The 15,968-nt window shown below is 54.9% G+C and carries 12 protein-coding genes; 2 read left to right on the top strand and 10 right to left on the bottom strand.

Going from position 1 to position 15,968, the window contains the following annotated elements; genetic code table 11:
- Positions 1–7 precede the first annotated feature (7 nt).
- From J7I43_RS16185 to J7I43_RS16170, 4 genes are all read right to left on the bottom strand, one after another.
- Positions 8–1,063: a Gfo/Idh/MocA family protein gene (locus J7I43_RS16185; RefSeq protein ID WP_209146890.1), complete on the bottom strand. Its 1,056-nt coding sequence runs from the start codon at positions 1,061–1,063 to the stop codon at positions 8–10.
- Between the two features lie 30 nt (positions 1,064–1,093).
- Positions 1,094–2,578, bottom strand: a complete 1,485-nt coding sequence (locus tag J7I43_RS16180; protein WP_209146889.1) for a sodium:solute symporter family transporter — start codon at positions 2,576–2,578, stop codon at positions 1,094–1,096.
- A 45-nt stretch (positions 2,579–2,623) separates the two neighbouring features.
- Entirely contained in the window at positions 2,624–3,784 is a 1,161-nt protein-coding gene (locus tag J7I43_RS16175; RefSeq protein WP_209146888.1) for a RidA family protein, read from the bottom strand.
- 330 nt (positions 3,785–4,114) lie between these two features.
- The gene (locus J7I43_RS16170) at positions 4,115–4,663 is read right to left on the bottom strand and encodes a 5' nucleotidase, NT5C type (protein WP_209146887.1); all 549 of its coding nucleotides are present in this window, start codon (positions 4,661–4,663) and stop codon (positions 4,115–4,117) included.
- Between the two features lie 95 nt (positions 4,664–4,758).
- Here J7I43_RS16170 and J7I43_RS16165 point away from each other — a divergent pair, with 95 nt between their 5' ends.
- Positions 4,759–5,505 carry a DeoR/GlpR family DNA-binding transcription regulator gene (locus J7I43_RS16165; protein ID WP_209146886.1) on the top strand — a complete coding sequence of 249 codons (747 nt, stop codon included), beginning with the start codon at positions 4,759–4,761 and terminating at the stop codon, positions 5,503–5,505.
- On the opposite strand, the gene J7I43_RS16160 is transcribed toward J7I43_RS16165, so the two are convergent.
- From J7I43_RS16160 to J7I43_RS16135, 6 genes are all read right to left on the bottom strand, one after another.
- On the bottom strand, positions 5,500–6,462 hold the full coding sequence (locus J7I43_RS16160) for a YihY/virulence factor BrkB family protein (protein WP_209146885.1): 963 nt from the start codon (positions 6,460–6,462) through the stop codon (positions 5,500–5,502). The two genes, J7I43_RS16165 and J7I43_RS16160, sit on opposite strands and share 6 nt — an antisense overlap.
- Before the next feature lie 114 nt (positions 6,463–6,576).
- Positions 6,577–8,259 (bottom strand): SusD/RagB family nutrient-binding outer membrane lipoprotein, encoded by a 1,683-nt coding sequence (locus J7I43_RS16155; protein ID WP_209146884.1) that lies wholly within the window; start codon positions 8,257–8,259, stop codon positions 6,577–6,579.
- A 23-nt stretch (positions 8,260–8,282) separates the two neighbouring features.
- Positions 8,283–12,002: a SusC/RagA family TonB-linked outer membrane protein gene (locus J7I43_RS16150; protein WP_209146883.1), complete on the bottom strand. Its 3,720-nt coding sequence runs from the start codon at positions 12,000–12,002 to the stop codon at positions 8,283–8,285.
- Between the two features lie 35 nt (positions 12,003–12,037).
- The gene (locus J7I43_RS16145; protein WP_209146882.1) at positions 12,038–13,111 is read right to left on the bottom strand and encodes a FecR family protein; all 1,074 of its coding nucleotides are present in this window, start codon (positions 13,109–13,111) and stop codon (positions 12,038–12,040) included.
- 78 nt (positions 13,112–13,189) lie between these two features.
- A complete protein-coding gene (locus J7I43_RS16140) occupies positions 13,190–13,771 on the bottom strand; it encodes an RNA polymerase sigma factor (protein WP_209146881.1) in 582 nt (193 codons plus the stop codon).
- A 206-nt stretch (positions 13,772–13,977) separates the two neighbouring features.
- Positions 13,978–15,108 carry an aldose epimerase family protein gene (locus J7I43_RS16135; RefSeq protein ID WP_209146880.1) on the bottom strand — a complete coding sequence of 377 codons (1,131 nt, stop codon included), beginning with the start codon at positions 15,106–15,108 and terminating at the stop codon, positions 13,978–13,980.
- Positions 15,109–15,254: 146 nt separating this feature from the next.
- On the opposite strand from J7I43_RS16135, the gene J7I43_RS16130 reads away from it, so the two are divergent.
- Positions 15,255–15,965 (top strand): NUDIX hydrolase, encoded by a 711-nt coding sequence (locus J7I43_RS16130; protein WP_209146879.1) that lies wholly within the window; start codon positions 15,255–15,257, stop codon positions 15,963–15,965.
- Positions 15,966–15,968: the final 3 nt, after the last annotated feature.

Below are 15,968 nucleotides of genomic sequence, written 5' to 3'. Positions count from 1 at the left end.
CCGGGCGCTATAACGGCAGCTTCACCAGCTGGCCCGTTTGCGCGCTTTTGTATATCGCCGTTACGATCTCCACCGATTTGCGTCCTTCATGCGCATCCACCAGCGGCTTTTCGCCGTTCCTGATAGCGCGGACCAGGTCTTCCACCTGGTACTGGTGACCGGCGTAGCCGATAGACATCGGGTCGGCCGCGCCGCCGCCGGAAGCATGTTTGCCGTTGATGGTATTTTTAATGCGCTGGTCTTTCTCCGTTTCTTCCGCCAGTTCCCACTTCAGCAGGCTGCTTTCTTCCATCACGAGCGTGCCCGCCGTGCCAACGATCTCCAGCCGTTTTAACGCACCCGGATAAGCCGCCGTGGTGCATTCGATGGTACCCAACGCCCCGCTGGCGAACCGCACGGTGGCCGTTACGGTATCTTCCACTTCAATGTTTTTATGCCGCCGGTTGGCCGTCATTGCCTGCACCGCTTCCACGGGGCCCATATACCATTGCAGCAGGTCTACCGAATGAATGCCCTGGTTCATCAATGCGCCGCCGCCATCGAATTGCCAGGTGCCCCGCCATTGCGCGGACTGGTAATACGCTTCGGTCCTGCTCCATTTTACGTCCACATCGCCGAACACCAGCGGCCCGCACCTGCCCGCGTCTACCGCTTCCCTGATCAGCCTGCTGGCTTCATGGAACCGCGAGGGGAACACGACCCCCACTGTCACGCCCGCTTTTTCCGCCGCTTCGATGATCCTGTCGCAGCGCTCCAGCGTTATTTCCAGCGGTTTTTCTATCAGGCAGTGTTTGCCCGCTTCAATAGCTTTCAGCGCGGGTTCCATGTGCAGACCGGAGGGCGTGCAGATGCAAACGATGTCTATGGCCGCGTCGTTGACCATTTCTTCCAGCGTGCCGAACACACGGCAGGGGTATTTTTCGGCGAATGCCGCCGCTTTCGGCCGGTTGATGTTGTAGATCCCGGCCAGCGTTGCGCCACCGGCCGCGGCGATAGCCTGGGCGTGAATGCCCGAGATAGCGCCCGCGCCGACAATGCCGAAACCAAATTCTGTTTTATGCATGCGTAAAATTGTAAGTTTTGTGCGGAAAAATCAAGCGGCGGCCTGTTCGTCCTGCCCGAGCGAATCCAGCAGCTCCGATGCCTGGGGCTTCACTGCGCCACGGCCGAAGATGGCGGCCGTGATATAGATCACCAGCGATACGGAAATAGGCGCCGCCAGCCCGATCGCCATATCGTCCGGAATAAACAGTTTGGTGGCGATAAACGTGAGCAGGCCGCCGGCGATAGAGAGCAACGCCGCCGTGCTCCCGCTGCGCCTGAACATGGGCAGCAGGCCGAGGATCATGGGCACCGCCGTGGGGCCGATCATTGAAGAGAACCAGCTGATGATCAATCCCAGCACGCCGCCGAAAGAACCGGATTCAAAAGCGATGATGAGCGTGGAAAGCACGAACAGGAACGTGGTGAGCCGGGCCACGATCAGCATTTTTTTCGGATGAAAGGCGCCGGCTTTTTTGTAGAGCACCGGCAGGATGTCCCGCGTGATCACAGCGGAGATGGTATTGGCGTCGGCGGCCGTCATCGCCAGCGTATTGCCGAACATGGACGCCAGCAGCAGGCCGAGAAGGCCGTGCGGGAGGAATTTCAGGGCCATCATTGCGTAAGATTGTGTAGGATGCGCGATGTCTTTGATGAAGACCGGCGCGGCGAACATGGGGAAAAACAGGACGAGCGGCCAAAGGAGGAACAGTAGCGTAGACAGTCCCGCCGCCTTGCGCGCATCCGAACCGGAAGGCGATGAAATAAAACGCGTGGCGAAATGCCAGGTGCCGCCGCTGTAGCTGAAAAAGCAGATCACCATAAACGAGATGGCAAACAGCGGCGTGTAAGGACCGTTGAACGGCTGGCTGTGCGATGCGGGCAGGCGGTCCCACATCGTGAAGATGCCCGAAGCGCCTTCGCCGAGCTGCGTGAGCACCATTACCATCATAAAAATGCCCGCGACGAACTGGATGATAAAAGACGCGAAATCGTTCACCACATCGGCCCAAAGGCCGCCCAGCGTAATGTAGAAGATGCTGATCAATCCTGTCACCGCAATGCCCGTGCTGATGGGAAGCCCGGTGAAAGCGTTCAGCAAAATGCCGATAGACGCCCATTTGGCGCCTACGTCGAACAGCTTGATGATCACGCCGCTCCATGCCATTACCTGCTGCGTGGGCAGGTTGTATCTTTTGGCAAGGTATTCGGTCGGGGACTGGATGTTTGTTTTGGCCCTGAGCCGCGCCCATCGCGGAGCGATCAGGAAAGTGGTGCCTATCATGGCAATGGCGATGCTGAGCGCCCACCATATGTAAAGGGTAAAGCCGTAGTTGTAGGCGATGGCCGCATAAGCCACGAACACCGCGCCGCTATAGCCGGATACGTGATGCGAAATGCCGGAAAGCCACCATGGCAGCTTGCCGCCTGCGGTATAAAAATCGGCGGAAGATTTGATCTTTGTATAACCCCAGATCCCCATCATAATGAGGACTAAAAAATATCCTGACAGTACGAAATAATCGACCTTTTCCATGTACGTTCTCTGATTGTGATTGATGTTTTTGAGCCTGAATAACAATTACGGCTGTACGCCGATCATATCGATCATGATCCGGCTGCCATCGGGGCCGGGCTGCCTGATTACAGCCTTGGTGGCCGCGGGCGGGCGCTCCGGGTTGTAATATTTTTTGCGGATGTCCGTCAGCCCTTTGCTTATGTCTGCATCGGACACATAATAAAGGGCTTTGGCAAGATGCTGCAGGTCGCTGCCGCACTTTTCCATCATATCTCTCAACCGGTCAAAAACCGTTTGCAGCTGCACCAGCTGGTCGTTGCCCATTCCATACAATCCCGACAGGTAGATCTTTTTACCGTGATTGACACGGCAGACTTTGGAATATACCGGCGAAGCCGTGGCGCCGGCGGGCGTGATGTATTCGATGAGCGCCTTGTTTTTTACCGGCGAAGCGGCGATCAGTTCGATCTCGACCAGCGGTTTAGCGCTCTTCCACCCGGCATATATCACCGGCGGCATCGTACCGCCTGAAAAGAATTTTTTTATTTCCGCTTCCACCAGGCCCGCACTGTCCACAGGGTCCATAAACGCCCTGATCTGCACGACATGTTCTTTGTTCAGCCCGAGGAACCGGAGCGTGGCATGCAGCTGCTGCAATGTATTTCCCGCCGCCTCCCGCACGCGCCCGTCTGCCGCCATGCCTGAAATATACACCACCCCGCCTTTGGGTAATACGGCTGCTTGCGGCCAGCGGCGCACCTTCTCCCCGCGATGGGAGGAAATGGCCACCGCGTCTATCCCCAGCAAAGCGCCGGCACGCGGCAATGGATGGATAATAAAACTGGTGGCGGGCGTTTTTAATTTTGGGAAACGCCGCGCGATCTCTTCCCGCACTTCCTCCGCTACTTGAGCTGAAGCCGTGCACACGTTCAGTTTGATGATATCTTTTTCTGTAGCGCCCGCGCTTTCCAGCGCACGGGAAAGATTGGCAAAAACCTGTGCGATCTGCCGGCGCGGATCGTCTTTCCCGGCCAGTTGTCCCGTTTCGTTCAGCGGCAGGATGAGCGCTGTATGCGCCAGCGGCGCTTCCTCCACGATCACGGCGCCGGTATTGCCGTAGCCGTCGGGAACATAACGCAATAAAGGATCAGAAATGGCCTGGGCCGAACATACCGTGTGGGTGACCAGCCAAAGGGCCGATAGAAGCAGAACCTTGTTTTTCATTTTTCGTGTATTGATGAACGCCTGTGCTACGCTTAAGGGCAGGCAATAACCATTGCCGGCAAATGCCCTGGCAGTCGCAGCTTTCACAATACCTGGTTAACGGGTTCCGGGTACGTACCCGTAAGATAATATTTTTTATGAAAAAGAAAAGAACTTTAAGATGGGAATGCCCGTTCGCATGTAAGATCCATCTTCTGACCCCGGCTGCTGCTGATAGGATTTTACCCCTCGCGGAAGGCTTGCATGCCGAAAGCAAAATACCATTATACCAAACTAAAAGCGCCCCGGCGTAATGCCGGAGCGCTTGTTTAGCTAATCCATCTTTATTTCTTATTCCACCACTTCCACCTGCTGCGTGGCGAAAAATTTCGCAACGTCTTCCCAGGTGTCGTACCGGTTGTAGTCTTCGTAATTCACATTATGCGGTGCGGTGAACAGCAAACGCTCGCCTTCGAAATACCGCAGGTTCTTGTCGTAGTCGTCTATCATATAATCCGCTTTCACGATGGTCTTCAATCCGCAAAACACAATATTCTTCCAGCTGATAAAAGGAAAATGTTCCTTCAGCCAGTCGATCTTTTCGGAAAGTGACTGCGGGAACTCCACCGCCGCCGATACAATGAACACTTCATAATCTTCCATCAGCGACAGGATCACTTCCTGGCTGCCCGGCATCACCGGCGCCGTTCTGAAAAATCCCGGCGTGTGTAAAAAATGATGCACGATGCCCTCCTGCGGAAAACCCGTCGTTTCCGGCAGCCCCATCAGCTGCTCCTTCGTTACCCGCTCGCCCGTGCGCTCAAAATACCAGTCGCAATAATGCTGGTTCAGGTCTGCCATCACCCCGTCCATATCAATTGCTATTCTCTTTTTTGCCATAATCTGCTATTTGATGCAAAATTATGCAATATTTTTCGAATTACAGGGATTAAATTTGCGTTATTTTGCATAAATTTGCTTTAAACCGCAAGATTATGCTGAAGGAAGAACGCCTGGACTACATTCTCAAAAAGCTGAAAACAGACCAGAAAGTGCTGCATGCCGAACTGAGCACAGACCTCCAGGTGTCTGAAGATACCGTTCGCCGCGACCTCGAATCGCTCGCCCAAAGCGGCCTGCTCATCAAAGTACGCGGCGGCGCCATTCCGCATTCTCCCAACCCGCTCAACTTCAAGGAACGCATCCATCTTCACCACGACGATAAAATGAACATGGCCCGCAAAGCATTGTCGCTGCTGCAGGACGGGCAAACCATCATTCTCGACGGCGGCACTTCCACCCTTTCACTGGTCAAACTTTTCCCGCCGCAGTTAAAGCTCACGGTCGTCACCAACAGCGTGCCCGTCGTGATGCAGCTGATCGAGCACCCGGGTGTGGAAGTGATCTTCACCGGCGGCCGTATTTACAAAGAATCACAGGTGTCTGGCGGACTGGATACGATACAGATGTTCAGGAGAGTACGGGCGGACATTGGATTCATCGGCGTATGCAGCCTGCATCCCGTATTGGGCGTAACGGGTATGGACCTGGAAGAAGCGGAAGTGAAATCCACCATCGTGGAGGCGTCGAGCAGGATCGTGGCGCTGGCAACGGGCGATAAGATGGGAACGGCCGAGCCTTACAAGGTTTGCGGCATTACGGATATAGACGTGATCGTAACGGACGACCCGGAACACGCGTCCCTGGCGCCTTACCGGGAGCTGGGCCTGCAGGTATTATGATTTTTTCTCTGTAACGGGCGTTTGTTTTTCGGGGATAATGCCTTTCGATTCCATTTCCACCTGCTCCACCCACACCGCGTAATCGTTCGGGTAGATGCGCTCGCCTTTTTTCTGCACGTACTGCCGCGTGAATTCCGCCCCGAAATACAAAATGGCCGCGGAATAATACACCCAGATCAGCAAGATCACGATAGAGCCCGCCGCGCCATATGTAGTGCCGATGCTGCTGTTGCCCAGGTAGAACCCGATCACGAATTTCCCCAGCATAAACAGCACGGCCGTGGTGATAGCGCCCACCCACACGTGTTTCCACTTCACTTTCGCATCGGGCAATACTTTGAAAATAACTGCAAACAAACCCGCGATGGTGGCGAACGTAATGACCAGGTTCACGATATACACCACTACCACCGTTATTTCGGGGAATATTTCCTTCAGCCTGCCCAGCAGCACTTCTATGATGCCGTGTATCACAAGGCTTACCACCAGTACGAAACCCAGGCTCACTACCATTGAAAAAGACAGCAGGCGCGTGAGCAATATTTTGATCAGCCCCTTTCCCTTGCGCGGCTTCGCCTTCAGCCGCCAGATAAGATTGATGGAATCCTGTATTTCGGTGAACACGCCCGTGGCGCCGATGATCAGCGTAATGAAACCGATGACGGTAGACCATCCCAGGTCCGGCGACAGGGCGGAATTGCGCACGATCTCCTGCACCTGCGTGGCCGTGGCCGGCCCCAGCAGGCCGTTGAGCTCGCCGTACAGATTACCTTCCAGCGCATCTTTTTTCAGGAAAATATCACTGAAATACAGCACGATAATGAGCATGGGCGCAATGGAGAATACGGTGGAATAAGCCAGCGACGCGCTCAGTTTCAGCACCTTGTCGTCCATGAAGTCAGACGCGGAGCATTTGAACAACTCCCACCATCCTTTCGGGGAAAACGGCTTTTTCATATCAGGCCTAACACAAAAACGAGGCCACCTGTACCATAAAAAACAACCGTCCCCAAAAGAGGACGGTTCTTAATTCACTGTAATTTCAAATCAGGATTTACCAAAATGGAAAATTTAATTTCCCTGGCCGAATGCCGGGCTGTTTTTATCAAACCATAAACGTTGCGTGCTTAACGCCGGCACTCCCCTGTCTCCCGGGGTGAAGCCCTGCTGTTGCTGCGCGCTTTCCCAGTTGGCGTTGTTGGTGCCCAGGGGCGGCTCATCCAGCGGGTACCTGCGCGGGATCGGCTCGTTCCAAACATTGCGCGGGTAATAGGCAGAATTGTTTTTCGGGTAGCCCGTTCTGCGCACAAAGGTGAACGCTTCGGTGGCCAGGCGGTAGAAGTTGAGGTACTGCTGGATGTAAATGCGCTCCAGGTTGTTCACCCCGTTGAACTTCACATTCGGATGCGCGAGATAAGCCTGTATCTGCGCTTCGCCGTCGCCCGTCAGCCCCGGGGTAGATTCCGCCGCCAGCGCGATCTTATTCATCGTGCGGATGGAGCTGACGATGCCCCGGTTGTACCATTCCTCGGCGGTGCCTTTCGTGTCGAAACCGGCGCCATATCCTTTCTGGATGAACTCGGCGATATAAAAAGCGGTTTCTGCTTCGGTGACCATATAATCCAGCATGCGGCCGGTCTGGTTGTTGCCGTAACGCGGCGCGAAGAATTTTTTGTTGATAAAGCCGATCAGCCGCCATTTGCTCCAGTCGCTTACGTCGAAAGTAGTTTTGTACCACGCCGCGCGGGCCGGGTCGGTGGTCCAGTCGGCGGGGCCGCCCTGGAACCTTACCAGCGGATCGTTCGGATTGATCCATGCGGGCAGGGTTTTGTTGTATTTGGTCAGCGTGTCGCGGAAACCGCCTACGAGGTCGTTCGGCGTGAAATAAATCGGCAGGCGCGGGTCGTTGGTGGATTTGAGGAAATTGATGATAGACGATGTGCCGAAACGCGGGCTGCGGTAATCGATATCGTTACCGATCGGGTTCCATTGTGGCCGGTCGTACACAAATTGGGCAATATCGCTGTCGATGGGGCCGGTCGGGTCTTCCATCACTTCCCTGAATACCCGTTTCGCCACTTCCACATCGGCTTTCTCGTACCGCACCGCGATGCGCAGCTTGAGCGTATTCGCCAGCTTGATCCAGTTGGCCCAGTCGTTTTTGTAATAAAAGTCCGCGCTGCCCAGGTTCAGCTGACCTTCGGCCGGCTCGGAAAGCGAATCCACCGCGCTGCTCAGTTCTGCCAGCCAGGTATCGAAGAGCAGCTTCTGATCGTCGTACTGCGGGCGGAAATTGGCTTCCGTTCTGCCTTTCATGGCTTGTGTGTAGGGCATCGAACCGTTCATATCGGTAGTTTTGAGCGCCTGCACGATGCCGAGAATATAGGTCACCGCGCGGATGTTGCGGTAACGCGGCCTTTCGGCGCGCATTTCCACCTGGTTGCGGATCTCCGTGAGGTTGGGCAGCACGTTGTTGTACAGCACGGTGTAACGCCCGTTGATATTGGTGCTTAGCTCGTAAGGGTCCGTGGTGAGGTGCTGTGAAAAACGCAGCAGCTGTTCCAGGTTTTCCCAAACCCATTCCGATCCCTGGTAGGTTTCGATGTTATCCGCAGAGAAGGCGAACAGGGAATTGATATCCGGCACGGTCACCACGCTCGGGTCCGTGTTCAGCTCCCCGAAATCCTTTTTGCAGGAAATCGCGGCAATGACCGTTGTGTAGATGAAGATCGTATATATCGTTAACTTTTTCATGTTGCTTCTTTTTTGAATGACCGTTAAAATCCTGCGCGGATCGTAAATACGAACGAGCGCGTCATCGGCGGCACAAATCCTTCCTCTTTGTTCAGGCTCGTGCGGTTCGAGTTGTTCGATGCCGGGTTGATGTTGTTGGGCAGCGAATTGTAGAGGTAGAAAAGGTCGCGGCCAATAAGGCTTACGCCGAGATTGTTCAGGTGCAGCTTAGACGCTACCGCCGTGGGCAGCGTGTAGTTCAGCGCAAGCTGTCGCAGGCTGATCCAGGAGTTTTTCACCACCCAGTAATCGCCCACCGCGGTGGAGAACGAACCGTAACGGTACATGAACTGCGGCAGGTGCGTAGGCTCTACATATCCTTTTTCATATGCTTCGCGGAAGGTCATGCCGCTTACGTCTACGCTCGTGCCGTTCGGCTGCGTGATGGTCTGCCCGTTGTCGAACACGCCTTCGGGCAATATGCCGTCGTCGTAGGTCCGGTTATCATAACCGCTCGTCCATTCAATGCCGCCATGGTCTTTATCGCGGCCCTGCAGCGAAGATTTGAAGATGCCGGTGTGCATGCCGTAACGGAGGGTGTGCATCACCATATCGCCGCCGATCTTGGCGTCGAACAGCACGTTGAGGGAAATGTTTTTATAACGGAAGGTATTGTCCCAGCTGGCGCGGAAGTCCGGGTTGATGTCGCCCACGTCCATCCATTCGTTGCTGCGTTTCGGGAACGCCGCGCGGGCGTCTGAGCGCCAGTCGAGCACCACCATGCCGTTGTTCGGGTGATCTACGGGTTTGCCGCTGCCGTCTACCGCCTGGTATCTTTTGGAAGCGATGCGCGTGCGGATCACGCCGTATGTGCCGCCTACCTTGGCGTAGGGTATCAGGTCGTTGGCGCCGCCGGATTCTGCGTCGAGCGGGAAATATTCACGGTCCTGGTACAGCTCCACGATCTTGTTGCGGTTGCGGGTGAAGGTAAGCGTGGTGTTCCAGTCGAAGCTCTTCGTTTTTACAGGCGTGGCGGTAAGCGCCAGCTCTACGCCGGAGTTCTGGATATCGCCCGCGTTGATCAGCAAATTATTCACGCCGGATTCGGCCGCCGCCTGGATGTTGATCGCCTGGTTGCGGGTGTTGTCGCGGTAAATGGTCGCGTCCAGCCCGAGGCGGTCGTTGAGGAACCGTATGTCCAGCCCCCCTTCGATGGCGCGTTTGCGCAGCGGCTTGATGTCTTTGTCTACCATGAACGAAGCCCCGTTGTTGTCCACGAAGGTGAGCATCGGGATGTTGCCGTTCAGCACCTGGGTGAACCCTCTCAGTTTGAAGCCGGGGTTCAGCTGGAAAGGATCGAGGTCGCCGCCGAGGTAAGCGATGTTACCGCGTAGTTTACCGAAAGAAATGAAGGACGGGAGCTTGAAGGTTTCCGTGAAGATCCAGGAAAGGCTCACCGCGGGATAGTTGTAGAAGTTGTTGCCCGTGCCGTCTGTATAAGTGAGCGCCGAAGACCAGTCTCCGCGCCAGGTGGCCTGCATAAATAACATGTCTTTATAGGCAAGGTCTGCGCTCGCATAAATGGAATTGATCGTTTTGCGCGGGCGGAAGCCGCCGTTGGAGATCTGCGGTTTTTGCGAGTTCCCGAGGAAATAGTTGCCCGGGAATACCAGCCCGCCGTCTGTCTGCGACTGGTTATACGTTTGCGTGTACCGCTGCGTTTCGCCGCCCACATAACCGTTCAGCGAAAGGTCTTTGGTAAGCTGTTTAGTCACCAGCCCCATCCATTTCAGGAAGTAGGCCTTTTTGAGGGAATGGCTGAGGGAATAAAAACCGCCGGAGGTATTGTCTGACCCTGTAAAGTTGTACCCCTGCCCCAGCTCTTTCGATTCGTTTTTGATGGCGATGTTGCTGAAGTTGCCTTCCAGCTGCATTCTCAGCCATTTGGTAAGCGTGGCGTTGATGGTAAGGCGGCCGCGGAACATCTGTTCGTCCTGTGTATAATTATTTTCGAAGATGCGGAACCAGTAATCCGCGCCGGGCACGAAGTTCGTTTCGTTCGCATCGTATACTTTGGGAACGCCGCCCAGCTGACTGGTGTATTTGCTGCGTTGCATCCAGTATTTCGTGTCATAGTTGCGGGGGAAGATCCAGATAAAATTATTGAGGCCGAGTTGCGGCGGATTTTCGCCCTGCAGCGTGGTGTAGTCCGCCCCTGCATCCAGCGAGATGAAGCTGGTGAGGTTGTGGGTGGCGCGCAGTGAAAAGGCGTTTTTCATCATTTTGTTGCGCAGGTTGATGCCTTCGGCGTCGTTGCGCGAATAAGAAAGGCGGAAGCTGGATTTGTCCGTCGCGCCGTCTACCGCTACGCTGGTGAGATACCCCACGCCGGTCTGGAATGCGTCGAGATAGTTGTTAGGCGCGGCTTTGTATTCCGTCCAGGTGCCGTCGTAGTTGAGCACGCGCTGGTTCGAGAAACGCGGGCCCCAGTTTTCCAGCTCGCGGTTTTTCTGCGGGTCGATGTACGGCTCGCCGTTGGAGTTGGTGGGGAATACCTTGGTGTTCCACGCGTCCTGCGGGCGATAGCCGGGGTCGCGGGTATCGGTGAAAAAGGCGCCTACGGTGCCGCCGCCGAATTCATTCTGAAAATCGGGGCCGGCGTAGGGGTCCTGGATATTGATGGATTGTGAAACGGATACGCCCCAGCCTTTGCGGTTGCGGCCTTTTTTGGTGGTGATCAGCACCACGCCGTTGATCGCGCGCGCGCCATACAGCGCCGCGGCGGCGGAGCCTTTGAGGATGGACACGCTTTCGAACTCTTCCATGTTCAGGTTCTTCAGGTCGTTGCCGAAATCGCGGCCTTTGCCATCGAACGCGTCGTTGTCCATGATCACCCCGTCTATCACGAAAATGGGCTGGTTGTTGATCCCCAGCGTAGAGTTGCCGCGGATAAGAATGCGGGAGTTGCCGAAAAGGCCGCCCGATCCCTGGTCGATATTAATGCCCGGCGCCTTGCCCTGCAAAGCGTTGATGGGGTTCACTTCGTTGGTTTGCGCCAGCTCGGCGCCTTTTACTTCCGTAACGGAAAAACCGAGCGCGCGTTTTTCTTTTCGTACGCCCAGCGCCGTTACCACCACTTCAGACAATTCTTTCTGCGATTCCAGCAGGGTAACGTCGTACACTACGCCGCTGCCTACCACCACTTCCTGCGTGGCGAAGCCGATGGCGGTGAACACGAGCGTGGCGCCTTCTTCCGCATCCAGCTCAAAACGCCCGTCCGCATTGGTTACCGTGCCCTTCGCCGTACCTTTTACGGTAACGGTTACGCCGGGAATGCTGGCCCCGTCCGCCGTTTTAACGGCGCCGGTCACTTTTTTAAATGCGCCCGTCTGCACCGCGCGGGTATCGATCACTACTTTCATCCCGTCTTTCTGGATGATGATCTGGTTGCCGATGGCTTCGTAATTGACGTTGTAAGGGGAAAGCAACACTTCCAGCACGTCGCCGAGGCGCTGGTTTTTTACATCGATGCTTACCTTGTTGTTTAAAGGGATGGTTTGGGTGGCGTACGCAAACTTGACTGCGGCGGCCTGCTCAATTTTCGCCAGTACGTTTTTCAGGCCTTTGTTAGACATGGACAGCGATATCTTTTTGTCCAGCACACCGGCGGCAGCGTGCCTGTCCGCATTCGCAAACACATTTGCAGCAAGACATAAAAAGGACATCAACAGCGCTACCCGCATCTTTGGAAAGAAGGTATTCATACGCATACTATTTTGGTTGACAGTAAATTCCCGAACTAAAGGACGGCTGCGTTACCACATCCAGGGCCGCTGATCCGCACAACATCCTCGTCTACTTCATATGTTGCGCTCAACACTTTGGTCAATATGTCTAATTTATCGTACATCGATCCCTCGTCCAGGGCGATCGTGATCTTACATTTGGAGAATTTTTCCCGGTCGTATTCGAATTCCACGCCGTAGGTGCGCGTGAGCACGTTGATGATCTTGTCCATGCTCGCTTCGTCGTAATACATCGTTTCCCACGCCGGCGCCGGGTTGGCCAGCAGGGCGGGCGGCGCCGCGGTTTTTTCGAGCTTGTTGCGGCTTGCGTTGTACACGGCCTGTTCGTTCATCACCAGGATGCAGCTTTTATTTTTCGTATTTTCTTCTTCCTGCCGCATCACGGCTACTTTCCCGGAACGCACCGACACCACTACGTCCTGCTGCGCGGCAATGCGGAAGCTGGTGCCCAGCACCCTGGTAACGATGCCGCGGCTGCGCACGGAAAACGGTTTGGCGGCATCGGGGGCTATCTCGAAAAAGGCTTCCCCTTCCAGCGTTACGTCCCGCCGGCGTTTGCCCAGCAGGCTATGATATTTGAGTTTCGCACCGGGGCTCAGGGTGATGCGCGAACCGTCTACCAGGTATACCGTTCTGAGCGCGTCACCGGTGTTTTGCACGGATATTTCGGCATGGCCGGTGCGCGCCATCAGGATGCCGTTTTCGTTCACGATGGTGCTGGTTTTGGCTCGGGCGAGCAGATACCAGCCTCCGCCCGCAAGGCCCAGCAGCACGAGCACGGCGGCCGCGGCGGCATAACGCCGGTACCAGCGCGCGCGCGGATGCAGCTCATCCTGCATGTCTTCCCAGATCTGGCCCGCCAGTTCCTGGCTGCTGAACGTTTCGCGCTCCGATTCGTGTATCAGCCTGATCATGTCCCGGGAACGCATTACCAGCGCCCGCCGGTCCGGATGTTCGTTCATCCAGCTTTCCCAGTAGGCATGGCCTTCGGCGTCGGGCTGCAATACCCAGCGTACAAACTCATCGTTCTGCAATAATGCTTCCAGTTCCTGTTGCGAATACGACATACGGTTAAAAAATTATGCGCGGTTAATAAGAAGTGTACCGGGGTTGGTTCCGATACTCACTTGCAGGGATATTTTTTTTCAGGATAAGAAAAACAGCGTACAGATCAGCCCGGGGCCTAACATCTCCCTTAACTGAACAATGGCGCGGTGTAAAAGGTTCACGGCGGACTGGTAGTTGACGGCCATAATTTCGGCGGCTTCTTCGGTGGAGCAGCCATGGTAAAAACGGAGGTTGATCACTTCCTGCTGGCGGCCGGGGAGCCGCTCCAGCGCCAGGCGGATGCGTTCTTTGCGCTGCTGTTCGGTCTCGGTTTCGAGGATGTGCTGCTCGGCATTGTCCGGGTCGGGCTGGTCCGGCAGTTCGGCGTAATAACGGGTTCTGATCTTTGTATTTCGCAGGAGTTTATAACGAAGCGCCTTCAGGAGGTAGCCCCTGACCGAGTGAACGGACTGCAGATGTGCTCTGGAGCGCCATAGCTCCACAAAAAGGTCCTGGATAACGTCTTTCACCACCTGCTGCTCTCCCGTTATCCGCATTCCATAGGCGATCAGCTGTTGAATATGCTGGTGGTACAATCTTTCAAACGCATCCCGGTCCCCTTTTCTGAAATCCTCCCAGTCCGGCTGTACGGCGGAAGGTTTATTGTCGTGTTGCGGCATGCTGGTTCGGCTGCTTTCCCCGGTAAGGTAGGGAATATTCCGGAGAGTTTTTGTTGCGTTCAGCGCACGCCTCACCGATCAGGCAAAAACCGGTTTGCCGCCAGGAATAACCACAATGCAGCACATTCCTGTGTGTCATGTTGCTTTTTTAGCAAAGAAGAAGGGGCACCTGGCCCCTTCGACATAAACAATATTTTCATATTCCCTTATTTCACCCCAAAGTGGTAGATCGTCGTTTGCGTATACTTTCCGCCCGGTTTCAGGATCGTGTTCGGGAAAGAAGGCTGGTTTGGCGAATCGGGGAAATGCTGCGCTTCCAGGCACAGGCCCGCATTTTTGCCGTATGTTGCCCCGTTGCGCGTAAATTTCAGCGATCCGTCCAGGAAGTTGCCGGTGTAGAACTGGATGCCTGGCTCCGAGGTGGAAACCGTCATCACCCTGCCGGAGGCGGGATCGTAAAGACTGCCCACTTTCGCGAGGCCGCTTTCTTTGGAGAACACCCAGTTGTGGTCGTAACCGCCTTTTACCGAATCGATACGTGCGCCTATGCGGTGCGGCGTGGTGAAGTCCATCGGCGTGCCAGCCACGGAATCGATGCGGCCGAGCGGGATCAGCTGATCGTCTACCGGCGTGTAGCCCGGCGCGTCCAGCTGCAGCTCGTGGTTGAGAATGTCCGCGCTTTTACCGGCGGAAAGATTAAAATAAGTATGCTGGGTGAGGTTTACCGGCGTCGGTTTGTCGGTAGTGGCCACGTATTCGATCTTCAGGGAATTGTCGGCGGTGAGGGTGTAGATCACCTGGACGCTCAGGTTGCCGGGGTAACCTTCTTCGCCGTCTTTGCTCTGGTATTCCAGCAGCAGGCTGCTGTCTCCCGGAAGCGGCGTAACGCTCCACACCACTTTATCGAAACCTTTCAGCCCGCCGTGCAGCGCGTTGCCGTTGTTGTTCACCGCGAGGTGATAGGTGGCGGTATCGATCTTAAAAGTGGCTTTGGCGATGCGGTTGGCGTAACGGCCCACCAGCGTGCCGAAATACGGGTTGCCGGGCTGCAGGTAACCTGCCAGCGTGTCGTAAGACAATACCACGTTGCCGGGCGTACCGTCTTTGTCTTTGGTGATGATGTCCGTGATCACGCCGCCGTAATTCAGGATCTTTACGATCATGCCGTCAGCATTCGTAAGCGTGTACTGCGTGATTTCCGTGCCGGCCAGGTTGCCGTAAGGCTGCGATGTTAGCATAGTAGCGGTTTTCTTTTCCTCCGCCGCGTTGTTGCAGGCCGAAAACGCCAGCAGGCCGGCAAAGGAACAGGCCATAAATGTGGATAGCTTATTCAACATGACGTGAAGCTTTTTTTTAAAATGGGTAGATAGACTTTTAAATATCCGGATTAAATCCCGAAAATTCCAGCTATTTTTCATGAATGTTCTATAAATTGTCTGGACGACATTTATTATACTTGATCCCGCGTTAAACTGATACGACTTTGAAAATCTCCCAATACTCCGGAAAAAACAGGGTGCTGGTGGCCGTAGACTGCATCATCTTTGGATTTGACGGCACCGAAATGAAGATCCTGCTGATCAAACGGGGCTTTGAGCCGGAAAAGGGCCGCTGGAGCCTGATGGGCGGCATCATTCAAACCCACGAAACGCTCGACCATGCCGCCAGCCGCGTGCTCAAACAGCTTACCGGCCTGGAGAACGTGTATATGGAACAATTACACACTTTCGGCGAAGTGGAACGCGACCCTGTGGAAAGAACGCTGTCTGTCGTATATTTCAGCCTGATCGATATCAACAAGTTCAAAAAACAGATCAACCAGGATTATCATTCCGAATGGTTCCCCCTTAAAAAGCTCCCTTCCCTCATTTTCGACCACCGCGATATGGTGGAGCTGGCCAAACAGAAACTTCGTTACAAAGCCGCCTTCCACCCCATCGTTTTCGAAATGCTGCCCGAAAAATTCACGCTGCCGCAGCTGCAGAACCTCTACGAAGGCATTTTCGACACGCTGATGGATAAAAGGAATTTTTCCCGCAAAGTGCTTTCAACAGGACTGCTCATTAAACAAAAAGACAAAGAACGCCTCAGCTCCAAACGCGGCGCGTTTTATTACAAGCTGGACAAAAGGAAGTACCAGACCAAGTTCAACGCCTTCCTCAACTTCATTCCCAATCCCTCCAATCCCGCTTAAAAA

Origin of the sequence: Chitinophaga chungangae, assembly GCF_017742215.1 — a bacterium.
GTDB classification, from domain to species: domain Bacteria; phylum Bacteroidota; class Bacteroidia; order Chitinophagales; family Chitinophagaceae; genus Chitinophaga; species Chitinophaga chungangae.
The sequence above is the reverse complement of the archived record's forward strand: the minus strand, read 5'-3'. Positions and strand labels throughout refer to the sequence as shown.